The 16,199-nt window shown below is 59.8% G+C and carries 18 protein-coding genes and 1 tRNA gene; 9 read left to right on the forward strand and 10 right to left on the reverse strand.

Annotation, left to right across the window (positions count from 1 at the left end):
* On the reverse strand, positions 1-616 hold a 616-nt coding region (locus tag RMO15_RS06375; RefSeq protein ID WP_309709419.1), incomplete at its 3' end, for a hypothetical protein.
* Positions 617-708: 92 nt separating this feature from the next.
* On the opposite strand from RMO15_RS06375, the gene hisG reads away from it, so the two are divergent.
* Positions 709-1,581: an ATP phosphoribosyltransferase gene (hisG, locus tag RMO15_RS06380; RefSeq protein ID WP_309709422.1), complete on the forward strand. Its 873-nt coding sequence runs from the start codon at positions 709-711 to the stop codon at positions 1,579-1,581.
* Between the two features lie 136 nt (positions 1,582-1,717).
* On the opposite strand, the gene RMO15_RS06385 is transcribed toward hisG, so the two are convergent.
* Positions 1,718-2,449, reverse strand: coding sequence for an SDR family oxidoreductase (locus RMO15_RS06385; protein WP_309709424.1), 732 nt, complete (start codon positions 2,447-2,449; stop codon positions 1,718-1,720).
* A gap of 47 nt (positions 2,450-2,496) precedes the next feature.
* On the opposite strand from RMO15_RS06385, the gene RMO15_RS06390 reads away from it, so the two are divergent.
* On the forward strand, positions 2,497-2,775 hold the full coding sequence (locus RMO15_RS06390) for a hypothetical protein (protein WP_309709426.1): 279 nt from the start codon (positions 2,497-2,499) through the stop codon (positions 2,773-2,775).
* Here RMO15_RS06390 and RMO15_RS06395 read toward each other — a convergent pair.
* Positions 2,749-2,820: transfer RNA gene (locus RMO15_RS06395), tRNA-Val, on the reverse strand. The two genes, RMO15_RS06390 and RMO15_RS06395, sit on opposite strands and share 27 nt — an antisense overlap.
* A gap of 168 nt (positions 2,821-2,988) precedes the next feature.
* On the opposite strand from RMO15_RS06395, the gene gpmI reads away from it, so the two are divergent.
* Both gpmI and RMO15_RS06405 read left to right on the forward strand, forming a co-directional pair.
* Positions 2,989-4,515, forward strand: a complete 1,527-nt coding sequence (gene gpmI, locus RMO15_RS06400) for a 2,3-bisphosphoglycerate-independent phosphoglycerate mutase (protein ID WP_309709429.1) — start codon at positions 2,989-2,991, stop codon at positions 4,513-4,515.
* On the forward strand, positions 4,505-5,740 hold the full coding sequence (locus tag RMO15_RS06405; protein WP_309709431.1) for a hypothetical protein: 1,236 nt from the start codon (positions 4,505-4,507) through the stop codon (positions 5,738-5,740). Before gpmI ends, RMO15_RS06405 begins: the two co-directional genes overlap by 11 nt.
* On the opposite strand, the gene RMO15_RS06410 is transcribed toward RMO15_RS06405, so the two are convergent.
* The gene (locus RMO15_RS06410; protein ID WP_309709433.1) at positions 5,702-6,499 is read right to left on the reverse strand and encodes a sugar phosphate isomerase/epimerase family protein; all 798 of its coding nucleotides are present in this window, start codon (positions 6,497-6,499) and stop codon (positions 5,702-5,704) included. The two genes, RMO15_RS06405 and RMO15_RS06410, sit on opposite strands and share 39 nt — an antisense overlap.
* Positions 6,499-7,293, reverse strand: a complete 795-nt coding sequence (locus RMO15_RS06415) for a hypothetical protein (protein ID WP_309709435.1) — start codon at positions 7,291-7,293, stop codon at positions 6,499-6,501. Before RMO15_RS06415 ends, RMO15_RS06410 begins: the two co-directional genes overlap by 1 nt.
* A 42-nt stretch (positions 7,294-7,335) precedes the next feature.
* On the opposite strand from RMO15_RS06415, the gene dut reads away from it, so the two are divergent.
* Both dut and RMO15_RS06425 read left to right on the forward strand, forming a co-directional pair.
* Positions 7,336-7,788 carry a dUTP diphosphatase gene (gene dut, locus RMO15_RS06420; RefSeq protein WP_309709437.1) on the forward strand — a complete coding sequence of 151 codons (453 nt, stop codon included), beginning with the start codon at positions 7,336-7,338 and terminating at the stop codon, positions 7,786-7,788.
* Positions 7,789-7,793: 5 nt separating this feature from the next.
* On the forward strand, positions 7,794-8,297 hold the full coding sequence (locus RMO15_RS06425; RefSeq protein WP_309709441.1) for a tetratricopeptide repeat protein: 504 nt from the start codon (positions 7,794-7,796) through the stop codon (positions 8,295-8,297).
* Here RMO15_RS06425 and RMO15_RS06430 read toward each other — a convergent pair.
* The 5 genes from RMO15_RS06430 to RMO15_RS06450 form a co-directional block, all read right to left on the reverse strand.
* Positions 8,294-8,674: a helix-hairpin-helix domain-containing protein gene (locus RMO15_RS06430; protein WP_309709444.1), complete on the reverse strand. Its 381-nt coding sequence runs from the start codon at positions 8,672-8,674 to the stop codon at positions 8,294-8,296. The two genes, RMO15_RS06425 and RMO15_RS06430, sit on opposite strands and share 4 nt — an antisense overlap.
* Before the next feature lie 92 nt (positions 8,675-8,766).
* Entirely contained in the window at positions 8,767-9,417 is a 651-nt protein-coding gene (locus RMO15_RS06435) for a DUF998 domain-containing protein (RefSeq protein ID WP_309709447.1), read from the reverse strand.
* A 170-nt stretch (positions 9,418-9,587) separates the two neighbouring features.
* Positions 9,588-10,745: a methyltransferase domain-containing protein gene (locus RMO15_RS06440; RefSeq protein WP_309709449.1), complete on the reverse strand. Its 1,158-nt coding sequence runs from the start codon at positions 10,743-10,745 to the stop codon at positions 9,588-9,590.
* The gene (locus RMO15_RS06445) at positions 10,742-11,446 is read right to left on the reverse strand and encodes a Tic22 family protein (RefSeq protein WP_309709452.1); all 705 of its coding nucleotides are present in this window, start codon (positions 11,444-11,446) and stop codon (positions 10,742-10,744) included. Before RMO15_RS06445 ends, RMO15_RS06440 begins: the two co-directional genes overlap by 4 nt.
* Positions 11,447-11,453: 7 nt before the next feature.
* Positions 11,454-11,681: an RNA chaperone Hfq gene (locus RMO15_RS06450; RefSeq protein ID WP_309709454.1), complete on the reverse strand. Its 228-nt coding sequence runs from the start codon at positions 11,679-11,681 to the stop codon at positions 11,454-11,456.
* A gap of 95 nt (positions 11,682-11,776) precedes the next feature.
* On the opposite strand from RMO15_RS06450, the gene RMO15_RS06455 reads away from it, so the two are divergent.
* The 3 genes from RMO15_RS06455 to RMO15_RS06465 are packed head-to-tail and all read left to right on the forward strand — an operon-like array spanning position 11,777 to position 16,136.
* Positions 11,777-13,729 (forward strand): DUF1553 domain-containing protein, encoded by a 1,953-nt coding sequence (locus tag RMO15_RS06455; RefSeq protein WP_309709456.1) that lies wholly within the window; start codon positions 11,777-11,779, stop codon positions 13,727-13,729.
* Positions 13,729-15,048, forward strand: coding sequence for a DUF1501 domain-containing protein (locus RMO15_RS06460; protein ID WP_309709458.1), 1,320 nt, complete (start codon positions 13,729-13,731; stop codon positions 15,046-15,048). Before RMO15_RS06455 ends, RMO15_RS06460 begins: the two co-directional genes overlap by 1 nt.
* Positions 15,045-16,136: a hypothetical protein gene (locus RMO15_RS06465; RefSeq protein ID WP_309709461.1), complete on the forward strand. Its 1,092-nt coding sequence runs from the start codon at positions 15,045-15,047 to the stop codon at positions 16,134-16,136. Before RMO15_RS06460 ends, RMO15_RS06465 begins: the two co-directional genes overlap by 4 nt.
* Positions 16,137-16,199 lie beyond the last annotated feature (63 nt).

Genomic DNA, 16,199 nt, shown 5'->3' on the forward strand with positions numbered 1-16,199 from the left:
GTCGCCAGAGGCGTTGTGCGCTCTCTTTTTCTCCCAGCTCCAGCTTCACATAGGTCCAAGGGCAGAGCAGCTCAAGTCGCTCGTGCTCAGCTAGCGCGTTGGCTAGCTCATACTCTCCCTCAGCCAGTTTTAGATAGGCCCGATCTCCCGTGCGACGGTAGCGCACCAGGCGGGTGTAGCCCAGGTTCTGCCGCAAGATGCTTGCCACCTCACGAGTCAGCCACTCCCCATCGGGCTCGATCGCGCAGAGCCGGACGAAGATCCCTTCGGCCTTCTCAATGCTCTCCGCCGTATTGTCCATTAAACAAACAATCGCCAGCTCCACCCACACCCGAAAGTAGAGCGGATCATGCTCCAGAGCCTCTTCGTAGGCTCGCATCGCCGCAACGGCGTCTTTGTCCTCGTGAAGCGCTCGGTAGCCCTCACGGTAGCACTCCAAAGCCGCCACATTGTCCGAGTGATCGGGCCAGATCGTCCCCTGGGTTCGCTGCCCAATCAGTAAAACCGGAAAGCGCTCGTGAAAAGCCGCCGAGAGGGGCTCCTCCTCTGCCTGCCCTTCCGGGAACAGGCGGGGAAGGGCGGTTAGGTTTTCGTCCACACTCACAGCGCTCTTCATTGCTTTCCTGATTTGTTAGACGTCGGGCGAGTAGAAAATGTGACAGAACTTAAAAATTATTTTTTCAGGCCGCGATATACTGACCGACGACTATGAAACTCAAGCTTGGCTTGCCTAAAGGCAGCCTACAAGAAGCCACTTTTAAGCTCTTCGCGCAGGCCGGTTGGAGCGTGCGTGTGGACTCTCGCTCGTACCACCCCGTGATAGACGACCCAGAGATCGAAGCGATTTTGATGCGCCCTCAGGAGATCCCACGCTACCTAGAGGACGGCGTGATTGATGCGGGTCTCACGGGCTGGGACTGGATCAAGGACAACAATGTAGACGTAAAAGAAGTCTGTGAGCTCACCTACTCAAAGGCGACGCGTAACGCGATGCGCATTGTCCTAGCCGTTGCCGCCGACTCGGAGATCCAGTCGGTCAAAGATTTAGAGGGCAAGCGCCTGGCCACCGAGTACGTGCGTCTGACGAATAAGTGGCTGGGGGAAAATAGCGTGACGGCCCATGTGGAGTTTAGCTGGGGCGCGGACGAGATGAAAGTCCCGCAGCTCGTGGACGCGATCGTCGTCAATACTGAGACGGGCTCTAGCCTCAAGGCCCATAAGCTGCGCATTGTCGGCGACCCGATCCTGACGTCCACCACGCGCTTTGTGGCCAATCATGCCGCCTGGGCCGACTCCGAAAAGCGTGCCAAGATCGAGAGTATGGCGATGCTGCTCACCGGCGCTCTGAATGCCGGAGCCCTGGTCGGACTCAAGCTCAATGTCGCCAAAGACGACTTCGATGCCGTGATCGCCCAGCTTCCTGCCCTTAAGAAGCCCACCGTCAGCCCACTCTGGGGCGATGAGGGGTTTGCCGTGGAGATCATTATCGAGGAGCACTTAGCCCGCGAGCTCATCCCACGCCTCAAGCGCGCCGGTGCCAGCGGCCTCGTCGAGTACCCGCTCAATAAAGTCGTCTACTAACCTGTCCGGGGACTGAAAGTCCCCGGCAGAAATTTAAGAGAGCGTCCCGAGGACGCAGTAACCCATAAGTTCTGCGCGTCCTCGGGACGCTCTCTTTTCTGGAGGCGGGTATTTCCAATGCCCGGCCATGCGCCGATTAAAGTACGGCCAAACCGCCATCGGGGGCCAGATTGGCCCCCGTGATAAAGTCCGAGAGCGGCGAGCAGAAAAACAGCACGGCGCGGGCGACATCCTCGGGGGTGGCGAGGCGCCGGAGCGGCGTGCGTTCGGCGACGGCGGCTTTGAGTGCCTCGGGCAGGCTCTCTGAAAACTCCGTGAGGGCCATGCCGGGCGAGACGGCGTTTACCGTAATCCCCTCCGGGCCGACCTCACGGGCCAGTGAGCGGGTGTAGGCGAGCACGGCGGCCTTGGCCATTGCGTGGGCTCCCTGCCCTGACGCGGGGCGCTGTAAAAGTGTTGCGGAGAGATTGACGATCTTACCGGACTTCTGCGCCTGAAAGTGCGGCAGCGCGGCCCGTGTCACGGTGATCACGGGCTTCACTACGGCCTGCCATTCGGTATCAATCTCGTCCCAGGTGTACTCGGCGAGAGGCTTGAGTGGTCCAAAGCCCGCCGCATTGTTCACCAGAATATCCAGCCCCCCGAGTTTCTCAAGAGCTTCGGCAACCAAGCGCTCCGCCTGCGCGGTGTCCGTCAGATCCGCCTGGAGCACCATGCCCCCTATCTCTTCCGCAAGTTTCTCGGCACTCTCTTTCGAGGCACGATAGGCAACGGCGACCGTTGCTCCTTCAGCGGCCAGCAAACGCGCGATTGCGACTCCAACGCCGCGGCCAGCCCCGGTCACCAGCGCTTTTTTTCCTTGTAGCATGGCTCGTATGGTATCATGAGCAAACAGAAATCAAACTTTAATTTACCATGTTGATTCTTGAAGACTGGATTGTGGACAGGCAACGGCGCGAGGCGATTCACTTGCCCTCAGGAGACTGGGTTCCGCTCGCCCTGCTCTACCGACAGGCGCGGATTGACGGCGAGATTATCCCGGAGTGTTTGTTTCGTGTACCCGAGCCTAGCGACGACGAAATACGGCAAAAAGAGCCCGACGCTTGGGAGGGCTGTGTTTGCGAGGAGTGGGACTTCTCTCAGGTCGAGAGAGAAGAAAGAGAAGAATGGTCGGTACTGGATTCGAACCAGTGACCCCCGCCGTGTGAAGGCGGTGCTCTACCACTGAGCCAACCGACCCGAGCGAGAGAGAGTATATCACCTCACCGAATAGCCGTCAAACCTACCTTGCTATTAGGAAGGGATTTACGATATACTGTTTATGTAATCGAATCAACCCTATGTGAGAAGAGAAAGCGACTGTGCCGTGTGGCAGGTCGCTGTTTTTGTTTGTAAGGATCAGAATCTATGTTCAATCGCGTCGCCTTGTTAATCCTGGATGGCTGGGGAATCCGTGAGAAAGAGTCGGGGAACTCAACTCAGCTAGCAAAGACTCCCAATGTCTCTCGATGGCTGAGAGAGTACGAGCGCTCGATTCTTGTCGCTTCTGGTGAGTCGGTGGGGCTGCCTGAGAATCAGATGGGCAACTCTGAGGTAGGGCATCTTAATTTAGGGGCGGGACGCATTGTCTACCAGGACATTCTCCGGATTGATCGTGACTTTAAATCGGGGGCGATTGAGAGCAACCAAGCGCTCGTGGAGCTTCTCGCCCACCTGAAGCCGGGCTCAAAAGTGCATCTGGTTGGCTTACTGAGCTCTGGGGGAGTTCATAGCCATGAGCGCCATCTTCACGCTCTGATTGAGATTTTAGATAAAAAAGGCGTCACGGTGGTGATTCATGCCTTCTCCGACGGGCGCGATACCGGGCCGCAAGAGTCGGTTTCCTCCGTGGAGAAGCTCTTAACCCAGATTAAAGAGAAGAAAAACTGCCATCTTGCCAGTGTCACAGGGCGCTACTTTGGTATGGACCGGGATCATCGCTGGGAGCGCACGAAGCTGGCCTACGATGCCCTCGTCTCGGGGATCGGAAAGCCTACCTTAGACTTCAAGGCGAGTGTTGAGGAGTGCCACTCCCAGGGTGAGTTCGATGAGTTTCTCAAGCCACTGGTGAGTCAAAGTGCAAGCACCGAAGAGAATACGATTTGCGATGGCGATGGGATTATTTTCTTTAACTACCGCTCGGACCGGATGCGACAAATCACGGAAGTTTTTATCAATAAAGACTTCGATAAGTTCCCCACCCAGGACTTCCAGAATCTAAAGCTGGTCTCGTTTACCGAGTACAGTGACAACGATTCCATTGCCGTTATGTTTCCACTGGAGAAGATCAAAAACTCTCTGGGGGAGACGCTCAGCCGTCACGGGAAGAAGCAATTTCACGCGGCTGAGACGGAGAAATACCCGCACGTGACCTATTTCTTCAACGGACGCGAGGAGACGATCTTTGAGAACGAGGAGCGCCTTCTGGTTCCCTCGCCCTCGGTGGCAACGTATGACCTCCAGCCGGAGATGAGCGCCTACAAGCTCACCGAGGGGGTTCTCGCACGGCTTGAGGAGCACGACGATGCCTTTCTCTTGGTGAACTTTGCCAATCCCGACATGGTCGGCCACACGGGTGTGCTGGAAGCCGGGATTAAGGCTGTCGAGGTCACCGATGAGTGTGCGGGCAAGCTCGTTGAAAAGATCCTAGAGACCGGGGGCGTCTGCCTGGTGACGGCAGATCACGGGAATGTGGAGTGTATGATTGATGAGATCACCGGTCAGCCCCACACCTATCACACCACCAACCCTGTCTCGTTCTTTGTGATCGCGCCGCACTACATTGCCCTGCACCCCTCGGGCATTCTCGCTGATGTCGCGCCGACGGTGCTCCACCTGCTGGGAATTGACAAGCCCGTGGAGATGACCGGAAAGTCGCTGCTCAATGTTGCCTGAGTTCCCCGATCACGGCGGCTTTTTTACTAAAGGCTCGCCGGTTTTCGTGGCGCGTGCTCCCGGTCGCCTCGACGTGATGGGCGGTATCGCGGACTACTCGGGCTCGCTTGTGGCCGAAATGCCGATCGGGCAGGCGGCGCTCTGTGGGGCGCAAGTAGACCCGTCGGGCAAGCTCACGATCCGCTCGCTCAATATCGGGCGCACCGTGAGCGTCGCGGCGGGCGGTGAGAAAACCACCGAGCGCTGGGCGGTCTACCTGGCGGGCTGTGTGGCACTGCTCAAGGCTGAGGGCTTGCTTGCCAAAGACGCTGGCGTGCGGCTCTTGCTCACCTCAGACGTGCCCCTCGGCGCGGGCGTGTCATCGTCGGCGGCGATTGAAGTGGCAACCATGCGGGCAACTGCTGCCGCGTTTTCTCTTGAGCTAGACGGCCTGACTCTGGCGCGGCTCTGCCAGCGGGTGGAGAACGAGTGGGTCGGGGCTCCCTGTGGCGTGATGGACCAGGTAACGAGCGCATGTGGCCAGGAGGGCAAGCTGCTCTTGCTGCGCTGCCAGCCGCATACCATCGAGGGCTACACCAAGATCCCCGATGGTTGGAGTGTCTTTGGGATAGACTCCTGTGTGAAGCACAGTGTTGGTGGCACGGGCTACACCGGGGTGCGCTGCGCCGCGTTTATGGGTGCAAAGCTGCTCGGGCTCTCGCCTGCGGATTATCTTTGCAACCTTACTCCAGAGAGCTACAAAGCGCTCGGCATCACGCTCCCCGAGACGCTCTCAGGCGCGGCGTTTCTTCAGCAGCATGGCCCCACATGGGACACTGTAACCAAAGTAGATCCCGATCAGCACTACCCCATCCTGGCGGCCACCGAGCACCCGATCTATGAGAATCAGCGCGTCGAGACTTTCTTAAAAGCCCTCGACGCGGGCGATTTCGCGCTCGCCGGAAAGCAGATGCTCGCGGCGCACGCCAGCTACAGCCGCTGTGGCCTCGGCACCCGCGAGACCGACCTGCTGGTCGAGCTGGCCATGGAGCAGAGCGGCGTGGTGGGAGCCAAGATCACGGGCGGCGGCTCCGGCGGAACGGTCTGTATTCTCTGTCCCACCGACCAAGAAGCTACCATCGCTGAGAGCGTCTCGGAAAACTACGCGAAGCACACGGGCAATGCACCACGCCTCATTCAGGGAACCTCACCGGGTGCTCTGAGCACTCCCGTAAGCCGCCTTTAGGTGCGCTAGGGCGCTGGCTAGCTCCACCTCAAGCTGCCCCTCGGTGAAGCTACACTCAATTGAGATGCGGGCATCGTAGTGTGCTTTGCGGAGTGTTGCAAAGAGCGCGGCATGGTCGTAGCTGCCCGTGCCAGGTGCCTTGCGCCCTGAATCGGCGGTGTGGACATGCGCCAGGCAGTCCGCACTGGCGATAATATCAGCCAGAGACTCCTCGCCGTTGCGCTCCATGTGGTAGGTATCGGCAAGATTTCGCACGCCGGGCCGTCCCACTTCTCGTGTGAGTGCCGCCCCCTCGGCGACTGTGTGGAGCAAGTTGCACTCGTGGCGATTCAGCGGCTCGATGGCGACCACCACGCCGGTTTTCTCGTAGGCATCGGCGCACTGGTTGAGAAGCCACAAGAGCTGTGCGTGCGCTTGCTCGGCGCTCCAGCCTTCCACAAGCTGCCGCGCCCCGCCGCTGCCAAAGACAATAATCTTGCCGCCGACTTCGGCGGCGCGGGAGAGCGCGGTCTGCACATAGTGGGTGAGCGCCGCTTGGTTCACGTCTGGGCCGGTAATCTTAAGCTTGCCCGGCACAAAGAGATTAAACGTCTCACAGGGCAGGGGCAGTGCAAGAAGCGCGGCTTTTTTCTCCGCCCACACCGCCGCCTCTTGCGTCTCCGGGATTAGCTCGCCTGCAACGCCAAGCTCGATGTAGTCCCAGCCGGTTTCGGCAACCACCGCCGCTTTGCTTAGGCCCGCGCAGACTCCAAATCGCATTAGCCTAGCTTACTTTCCTCGATCACTTTTTCCATCTTCTCCAGGCAGTCATCCGTCAGCTCTTCGCCAGGAGTGAGTTTGTGTGAGCGCGCACTGCGCACCGCCCACCAGGCCCCAACACCAATAATCAGTGCAAAGCCCACCCAAAACGTCGTGTCTTTCATCTCACCGTAGTGCACATGATGGGTCTCTCCGTAGAGATGCCGCGATGCGAATCCTAGCTTCACACCCGCCCAGGCCACGAGGGCATAGGCGGTGCTGTCCAGTGCAGGATAGGTGCGCAGGAGTCGCAGAAATGCTGCCGCGCCCAGCCGCAGTAAGACCATTCCCAGCAGGCCCCCCAGATAGACGATCCAGAGCTTCTTGGGCGAGTTCACCAGCGAGACTGCCACTAAGATCGAGTCCACGGCAAATACCACATCTGTAAAGCCGACCAGCGCCACGGTGCGGCCAAACGAGAGCTGCTTCTTGCCTGCCACCAGAGCATCCTCGTCGTCTTCGTCGTGAGACTTGCTCATGAAGTGCTTGACGGCCAGAAAGATAAGATACGCCGCTCCGAGGCCGCAGAGCCACCAGAGCTTGATCAGAAAGCCTGCCAGCAGAATTCCCACACCCCGCAGAGCAAATGCCATGATCAGCCCTAGTGAGAGTGCTTTTTGCTGCTCCTTATCGGAGAGGTGGCGCACCAGCAAGGCGAGCACAAGCGCATTATCCGCCGAGAGCAGCCCCTCCAAGAGAATCAGGGTTCCTACAATCAGAAGATCGGGATTTGCAAAAGTTTGGCCAAAGGGCATTGGCGCTATTCTACCCGCTCCACAAGGTAAGATAGTTCTCTGATGAACACAGTCCCTGTTTCCCTACAACGTCTGCCGGGCAACGACGATCTGCCCCTGCCCGCCTACGAGACCCCCCAGGCCGCCGGCATGGATCTGCGTGCCGCCCTCACCGCCCCTCAAATCCTTGAGCCCGGCGAGCGCCAGGCCATTCCCACCGGCATTGCCATTGCGCTTCCCGCAGGCTATGAGGCGCAAGTGCGCCCACGCTCCGGGCTGGCGCGTAAGTCTGGAATCTCGATGGTGAACTCTCCTGGCACCATAGATGCTGACTATCGCGGGGAGCTGATGGTACTGCTGATCAATCTCGGCCAGGAACCCTTTACGGTCAACCGAGGCGATCGCATCGCGCAGCTCATCATCGCTCCGGTTGTCCAGGCGCTCTGGCAGGAAGTGGACAGCCTAGAGGAGACCGAGCGTGGGTCGGGCGGCTTTGGCCACACGGGCGTACAATAGCGACTATGGAAGAAGAGATCAATGCCCTGCTCTCTCGGGCGAACCTTGCGCGAGTGCGTGGCAACCTGGAAGAAGCTCAGGCGATCTGTCACACTGCGCTAGAGCTCTCCCCGATGGCTGCCGATGCCCATAGCTTGCTCGGTGATCTTTTTCTCGCCCAGGAAAAGCACGATGAGGCACTACACTGCTACAGTGTCGCGGCAGACCTAAAGCCCCAGAACGCCTCGTTTCGGGAGAAGCGCGATAAAGAGCTTCAGGCGCGCCACAGCCACTTGCTCACACAACAGCAGAAGGCACAGAAACAGGCTCTTCCCAAGCACGAGGCACAGGCCACAGGCTCGGATACCCCAACAAAAGCTCCCCCCAAGCCCCGTCCGCGCTGGCTTACTGTCACGCTGATCGGAGTGGGGGGAGTGGTGATGATTCTTTTGGGGGTTTGGCTGGGCACCTTCCTGTCACACCGCAACGATCTGGTGCCCCTTAAAGAACCCCCGGTGGTGGGGCGCTAGTCCAGAGTGAGGTGTGGGCGGAGCTGTGCCAGCTTCTTCTCCCCGATTCCCTTAACCTCCATCAGCTCGCTAATCTCGCTGAACTTGCCCTGCTCGGTGCGGTAGGCGACGATGCGCTCGGCGATGGCGGGGCCAACTCCCGGAAGGCTCTCTAGCTCCTTGGCTGTGGCTTTATTCAGCGAGACCACTCCCACTTCTGCCTTAGCCGCTTTAGAAGCCTTCGGAGTTTTCTCGGACTTCTTCGTGTCGGCTTTCTTAGTCGCCATGGGAGCCGCCTTGGGGGCTGCTTTCTCCGTGGTCTGGGTCTGGGCAAAGCCCGTAGTGGTCAGAGTCAGGCTCAGAAGCGCGATGGTCGTTGCAAAAAACTTGGTAAACATTGTCTTGGTTTCCTCTTGTTTGCGGGAGTGTCTCTCCCGCTTTCATCCCTAGAACGGGTGAGAACCCCTGATTCTGATAAAAAACGAAAAATTTATTTTTTAGCGAGCCGCCAGAGCAGGCCCACCATCCAGAGGAGCGAGGGGAAAACCAAGCTGCGTTGCATGAGGCCTGTCCACCAGCGACCTTGCCAGCCGATGCTCTGAAGATAGAGAGTCGCGGCGACAATGCCGCCAATCGCTAATAGCCCACAGAAAGCGGCGAGGCGGGTTAAGAAGCGCTCTCGACGAAAACACATCGAGGCGATCACCAGAAAAATCGGGGCGAAAACGAGAGTAGAGAGTGGGTTGTGGATACGTCCTACTACGGTGCAGGGCTCCGGGCGTGTGGGCAGTCCGCAGGTGTAGGCATCGGTCGAGAGATCGGCCAGATCGGTGGGGAAGAAACCCAGGAGCAGCAGAGCCAGGCTCGCCACAGCTAAAAGAGCACTCTCCCGGCGAAGCTGATGCCGGTGCACGGTCCATGCCGCCGCGCCTGCACCCACGCCCAGCAAAAAGAAACACACCGTCATCCAGGGGCCGTAGTCGCTACGAACCAGCTCACTGAGGAAGTTATACGGCCGGTAGGGAAAAGTCGCCCCCGTTGTGGCGTGGAGCCGTGGTGTGGGGAGAGTGTGGAGCAAGGTGAGATCCAGCCCTGCCAGCGCAAAGCTAATCGCTCCTAGTCGCACTGCTCGAATCGCCATCGCTTAGTGTATCAAAAGTACCGGAACCACGAGGGTTCCGGCTTAAGAGGGCGACGGGCACCTCCGTGCCCAATAGATTCTGTTGGCTCCGAAGGGAGCCGTCGCCCTCTTAAGCCCAGAGACTTGTTCTTAGGGCTTTGCTTTCGCCATCGCTTAGTGTATCAAATGGCTTACGGCACGGGGTCGCAGACGATCCCTAGCCAGCTTTTGCCTTGCGCGACAATCACCAGAGTGGCCTCTGTGCCCTTGCCACCCAGCCTTAAACCCAGCTCTTTATGCACGGCTTCGGGCTCTTTGGGGTAGTGGCGCTTCTTGACAACGAGCCTTCCGATTCCCTGCTCGCGTAGCCAGCGCCCCAGTGTACGGTCGCGGTAGGGAAGTGCCACGCGGATTTTATACGAGCGCACCGCCGCCCGTGAAGACGGCTCCGCGGCAGTAAGGTACATGTCCGTGGAAGCGATGAGAGAGGCTTGGCAGGCATCGGCGAGCGCTCCTAGTGCCCCCGCACGGATCACGCCGGGATCCGGGTCGAGCAGATACGCCCCCAGCTCGTCCGCCATAAAGGGCTCTTCACCACGCTCATAGCTCTCGCCACTCGGCAGGAGCAAGGCACGCGCAGGCCCCGCCTCCCCCCCGAGCACGATGCACGCTTCTTTACAGGTTCGCTCCTCCGAGAGAAAGAGGAGCTGGCCGCCAAGGCTCGCTAGAGTGTCCTCATGAAGAGCGGGTGAGAGCTTGGCGACGACGATCTTATGGCGTGTTTGGAGCGATTGAAGAAAGCTTAAAGGTGGCTGGTAGCGCTCTGAGTCGGCGGAAAAGCGCGTGTGACCGTCGCGGCGGGCGGGATCGAAGAAGGCACCGTCGCAGTGCTCGCTTTCTTTGATTTCTGTTAAGGCGGTTACATCGCCGCAGACAAAGCGAATTTTTTCCTCCAGCCCCAGAACACGGGCATTGGCACGGGCAAAGACCAGCCGTGCGGGGTCGGTATCGACGGCGACCACACGCTTTCCCGCTGCCGCCAGCGCCAGCGCGTCTCGTCCCACGCCACAACAAGTGTCCAGAACACTCTCACACTCCGCGAAGCACCGGGCATGGAAGGCTGCGACTTCAGTAGAGCTGGCCTGTGCAAGGGCATCAGCGGTGAGAAAGAGCTGGTCTGCCTCCTCCCAGCCGCGCTTACGGGCACGCTCCCGCCCATCAAGAACCGTCAGTGCGCCTGCTCGTAGCTCCGGGGTAAGATCCACGGCATTGGTGAGCGCCTTCGCCCCACGTCTTAGTACTGCCGTCCCTGGCTCTGAGACAAGAAACTCCGCAATCGTCTCGGTCACGAGCCGCCTGTGAGGGTCTTGGCTTCGTCTACCACGGCCTTGTTGATCAGAAGCTGCATCTGCGCGAGGGCAGGATCGGGCTTTACTCCCCAGTTTTGCAGGAGAAACTCCAGGGTGGTGACGACGATCTTTGCTTCGGGGGTGCCTTCTGGTTTTTGTTTGTTGTAGCGCTCCACCACCGGGGTGAGATCTGCTAGGGAGAAGAAAACAGGCACCGTGGTCTTGCCATTTTGGGAGACATTGAGGAGCCCCTTACCCGTTAGCTCTGCGATAAAAAGGGGCACCCCGGCTGTGAAGGCAACCCCAGGCTTTGCTTGCTGGGCGATGAGTTTTTTGGCCAGCTCGACTTGCTCTGGATCAGGGATAAAGGCGAGGGAGATATTGGCCTCTGGCTTCTGCGCGTTGCGGTAGACCTCTCCCAAGCTCACCACTTTGAGCTTCAGGGCCGCTGCCGCGGGGTCGCGCTTCTGGAGTGCTTCCAAAAACGCTGCGGCGGGTTTCTGGCGCAGAAAGACCCCAATCGCAGGCTTCGGCTTCGCGGCTCCCTCAGGCCCTGTAGGGTTTTGGGTCGCCGTCAGGGGCTGGCCTTGGGCGTTGACGATCAAAAAGCAGGGAACTCCGTCCAGGCGCGTGGCGATTTGAGCCGCCGTCAGGATTTTCGGGGCTTGAACATGGGCGAGCGCCTGGGGGAGATAGATCACGGTTGCATCAGCCTTGCTTGTAGTAGACAATCGCGTGCTTGAACAGAGTCAGCTCGCTGCCATCGTCTGCTAGGACGTTGATCGTGGTCTCGTCAAACCACTTGACCTGACCATTGAGGCTCTGGCCATTTACCAGAAGAAAGGTCAAGTTCGTGTGCTCATCGCGCAGTCGAATCATTGCGGCGGAGCTAAGCTGAATGGTGGGCAAGCGGTCCCGGCTAGGGCCAAAATCCATAATCTATTCCTCGTTCTCTCAAAACTGTGAAAGTGTGGCTATTCTACCTCAGTTTGGCATCCGATTGCCCACTTTGTGCTACTATAGAGGCTGTGTTGAATGGTTCTCGTTTCTTTGCCTTCACCGCCATTCTTTTCGTCTGGCTATACTCAGGCGCGGCGCAGGCGCAGCAGGCTGAAAGCGCGGAAGAGTACTGGTCTCGCCGTGTCGAGCCGGTGCTGGACAAGTCCTGCCTCAAGTGCCACGCGGGAGTACGCCAGCAAGGCGGGCTGGACCTGCGCTCGCTCCAGACCCTTTTGCGCGGTGGCGATAGTGGCCCGGCGATTGTCCCCGGCAAGCCAGACGAGAGCCGCTTAGTGAAGTATGTCCTGCCGCAACCCGGCCCGCACATGCCGCCCGATCCCAAAAAACAGCTCAGCCCCGAGGCGATCAAGACCCTCAAGACCTGGATCGCGATGCTACCCCCACTTGGCACAAAGTCGGTGCCGGAGTACATGCAGGCCTACCAGCGCTCGCTGCCTTCGCTCGGAGCGCCACCGGCAGGTCTCACGCCGACAGCGACCATAGACTGGTTTCTGCAAGCCGGCTGGAAGCAAGGCAAGCTCACGCCCGCCCGTCCGGCCAGCGACTCTGTGTTTGCGCGGCGTGTCTATCTGGATCTGGCGGGGCGGATTCCCACGAGTGAGGAGCTTCGGCAGTTTGTCGGGGACTACCACGGTGATAAGCGCGAGCTCTTGGTAACCAAGCTGCTGGCCTCCGACGACTACCCACGCCACTTCCGCGAGGTCTTTGACACGACTCTGATGGGCCGCAGTGTCGGCAAGAACGCTCTGTGGAGTGCCTTTCTCGAAGACGCGTTTCGCACCAACCGTCCCTGGAATGCCCTTGTCCGCGATATTCTTGTCGCCCGGCCCACGGAGAAGTCCCAGCAGGGTGCGGTGTGGTTTCTGGCGGCGCGGAACAATAGCTTCCAGGCCATCGCCGAGGCTGTTGCGCCGGTTGCCTTTGGGGTGAAGATCGGGTGCGCTCAGTGCCATAATCACCCGCTGGCATGGGAGATCGAGCAGCGGCACTACTGGGGCTTAGTGGCGGCCTTCAACCGTGGCAAGAACGTCGACACGGACGCGGGCACCGGCATCTCGGAGAGCGCCATCGGCGGCTTTATCAACTTCGCCAACCTCAAAAAAGAGTCCCAGACCGCGAGCCTGGTCTTTCTCAATGGCAAGAGTGTCTCGGAGCGCGTCCCTGCCGCCGATGAAAAAGAGATAGACAAGCCCGAGCTCTATCGGGTGCCGCCGGGCACGCCCCGCACCGCTGCCGTCCCGAAGTTCTCTCGCCGGGAAGCCTTTGCGGACTCAGTCACCAAAGACAACCCGCTGCTGGCCCGCGCCTTCGTGAACCGCATCTGGGCCAAGCTCCTGGGCCGTGGCTTTGTCCAGCCTGCTGACCAGCTGGACTCCAAGCACCGTCCCAGCCACCCGGAGCTTCTGGACTGGCTCGCAAAAGACTTTGAGACAAGCGGCTACAATGTCCAGCGCCTGGTGAAAAATATCGTCCTGACCCGCGTCTACCAGCTCGATGCCAAGACGGCAAGTAAGACCCCGCCACCGCCGGAGTCGTTTGCCCGTGCGCTAGAGAAGCCGCTCTCAGCCGAGCAGCTCCTGCACTCGCTCCAAGTGGCGACGGCAACGAAAACAGACGATCCCGAGACGGAGAAGCTGGAGCGTGGCTTTGTGAAAGCTTTTCCTGACCTGATGCCAGACACCTACAACCCGTCGCTACAGCAGGCACTTTTTCTGACCAACTCGCCGCTGGTAGATAAGCTGCTCAAACCCACGCCGGGCAACACCACCACAAAACTCGCCGCGCTCCCCACTCCCGAGCTGCAAGTGCGCGGGGCATTCCAAGTCACCTTTGGCCGTCTGCCAGACGCCACGGAGCTGGCGCAGTGCCAGGCCATTCTAAAGACCGCTTCATCGCCCGAGCGCGGTGTCCAGAACCTCCTCTGGGCGCTTCTCACCAGCGCCGAGTTCCAGGTAAATCACTAATGGAAAAAGACGAAAAAGGCTGTACGCCACCGGAGCACACGCTACACCGGCGGCTGTTTCTCCAGGGGCTGGTCGGGGCCGGGGCAGCTTCGGCGCTGAGCTGGACGGGGCTATTCTCGCCCGCCGCGATTGCCGCTGAGGCCAAGCGCCAGGAGAAGCACTGCATTCTGCTCTGGCTCTGTGGGGCACCGAGCCAGTTCGAGACCTGGGATCCCAAGCCGGGGAGCATCTATGGCGGGCCGTTTCGTGCGATCCCAACCAAGCTTCCGGGGGTGCAGTTCAGTGAGCTGATGCCCAACTGCGCCAAGATCGCCGATAAGCTGGCCGTGGTGCGCTCGATGAAGACCAAACCCAACGAGCACTTCCAGGCCATTGACCTGCTCACACGCGGCGCGGCTCCCCGCGAGCCGTTTGTGCGCCCGATTCTGGGCTCGGTGCTTGCGCAACAGCTCGGGCACCTGGATAGCCCGATTCCCAACTTTGTCTTTCTGGACCCCAACCCCAAGGGCAACGAGTTCGAGTCGTTTAAGGCGGGCAACTGGGCGGGCTGGCTCGGGGCGCAGTACGGCCCAGTGCGCGCGGGCGGCGAGTACAAGCTAGAGAATGTCAAGCGCCTCGCCGATAGCACCACGCAGGACTTCGAGCAGCGCGAGGCTCTGCGAAAGTTCCTCACCAAAAAATACGAGAACGACCGCACCAGCGCGGCGGCAAGCTCCCAGAACGCGACATTCTCTCGGGTGAAGGGCCTGATGAGCTGCGCGGATCTCTTTGATCTGGAGAAAGTCAAGCCCAAAGATCGCGAGCGCTACGGCCCCGGCACGTTTGGGCTGCACACGCTCCTTGCCCGCAACTTGGTCGAGAACGGCGCGCCGTTTGTGATGGTCGCCAATGGTATGCCCTGGGACTGCCATGTCTTCCAGCACGAGATCTACCAGATGCTGGTGCCGGAGACGGATCGTATTGTCGCCAACCTCATCAACGACCTGGACGAGCGGGGGCTTCTCGACAAAACTCTCGTGGTGGTGATGGGCGAGTTTGGACGCACGCCCTGGCTCAATGCCGCCCGTGGCCGCGACCACTACCCTGATGCCTGGAGCCTCGCGATGGCAGGCGCGGGCATCAAGCGCGGCGTGGTGGTAGGGGCAACCGATGCCGACGGGGTGGATGTGAGTGAGAAGCCCTTCAACGAGAAAAATCTCTTCGCCACGATCTTCACGGCGTTGGGCCTCGACCCCTACGCCGAGTACGACGCCGAGGACATCCCGACATTCTTTCGCGTAGAAGACAAGGCCGAGCCGATTCGCGAGGTGCTGAAATGAGCGAGCTGAAGCTCACGCTTCTCAAAGACCTGAAGCTGCCCACGGCGGTGCTTGCTGTTGTCGCATCGCCCGATAGCAAGCAGCTCTTTGCGGCGTGCCTGGATGGCGGCGTCTATGCCGTGCCCGTGGAGTCGGGTGTGCCCCAGAAGCTGGGTAAGCACGAGAGCTATGCCAGCGGCGTGCAGTTTCTTGCCAAGACCAATCAGCTGATCTCGGCGGGCTACGACGGCACGCTGCGCTGGTTCTCGCTCACGGAGGGCAAAGAAACCCGCGTTGTCAAGGCGCATAGTTTCTGGTCGTGGAAAATGCGCGTCTCCCCCGATGAGCGCTTTGTGGCCAGCGCAACGGGGCAGTATCTGGCGGGCGGCGAAAAGTACGAGCCTGCCAAAGAGCGCGAGCCTAGCGTAAAAGTGTTCGAGACCGAGACAGGCAAGCAAGTCGCGGCACTTGCGCACATGCCCCCGGTGCTTTCTGTGGCATTTAGCCCGGATAGTAAGCATATCGCGGCAGCAAACCTGATGGGTGAGGTTCGGGTCTGGGAGCTGGCGACCGGCAAGCAAGTCGCCGCTTGGACGACGCCGGACTTTACGTGCTGGGGGATTATCAAGAGCCACCACTACGTCGGCGGTATTTTTGATCTGGCGTTTAGCCCCGATGGTAAAGAGCTGCTGGCCTGTGGCATGGGCCCGATGGTGGACCCGATGGCGGGCAATGGCAAGCAGACCTGGCAGCGCTTTGCCTGGACCGAAAATCCGCCGCGTAAAGTCTCGCAAATCCAAGATGCCGATGCCGGTGCGGGCCTGATGGAGGCGCTACGCTTCCACCCTGAGGGCAAGCACTTTGTGATGGCTGGAAAGCTCGCGCAGGGCAAGTGGAACGCCGCGCTCTTTGACAGTAGCACGGGCGGATTGCTCCACTCGCTCGACTGCAAGATGCGTGTTACCGATGCCGCCTGGCTCACGGGCGGCACCCAGCTCGCACTCTCGGGCGCGACAGCGCAGGAGAAAAAGAACAAAGAGGGCCGCTACCCGGACTTTGGGCGCATCAAGCTCTTTACAGTAGCACCAAGCAAGGGCGATTGCATATAAAATCCGAGGTATTCTGAGCCAAAATGCACTTGGCTCAGGAGGGCCTCACCCCATTGATGGAAG

This window comes from Armatimonas sp., assembly GCF_031410135.1.
In the GTDB taxonomy this organism is placed as follows: domain Bacteria; phylum Armatimonadota; class Armatimonadia; order Armatimonadales; family Armatimonadaceae; genus Armatimonas.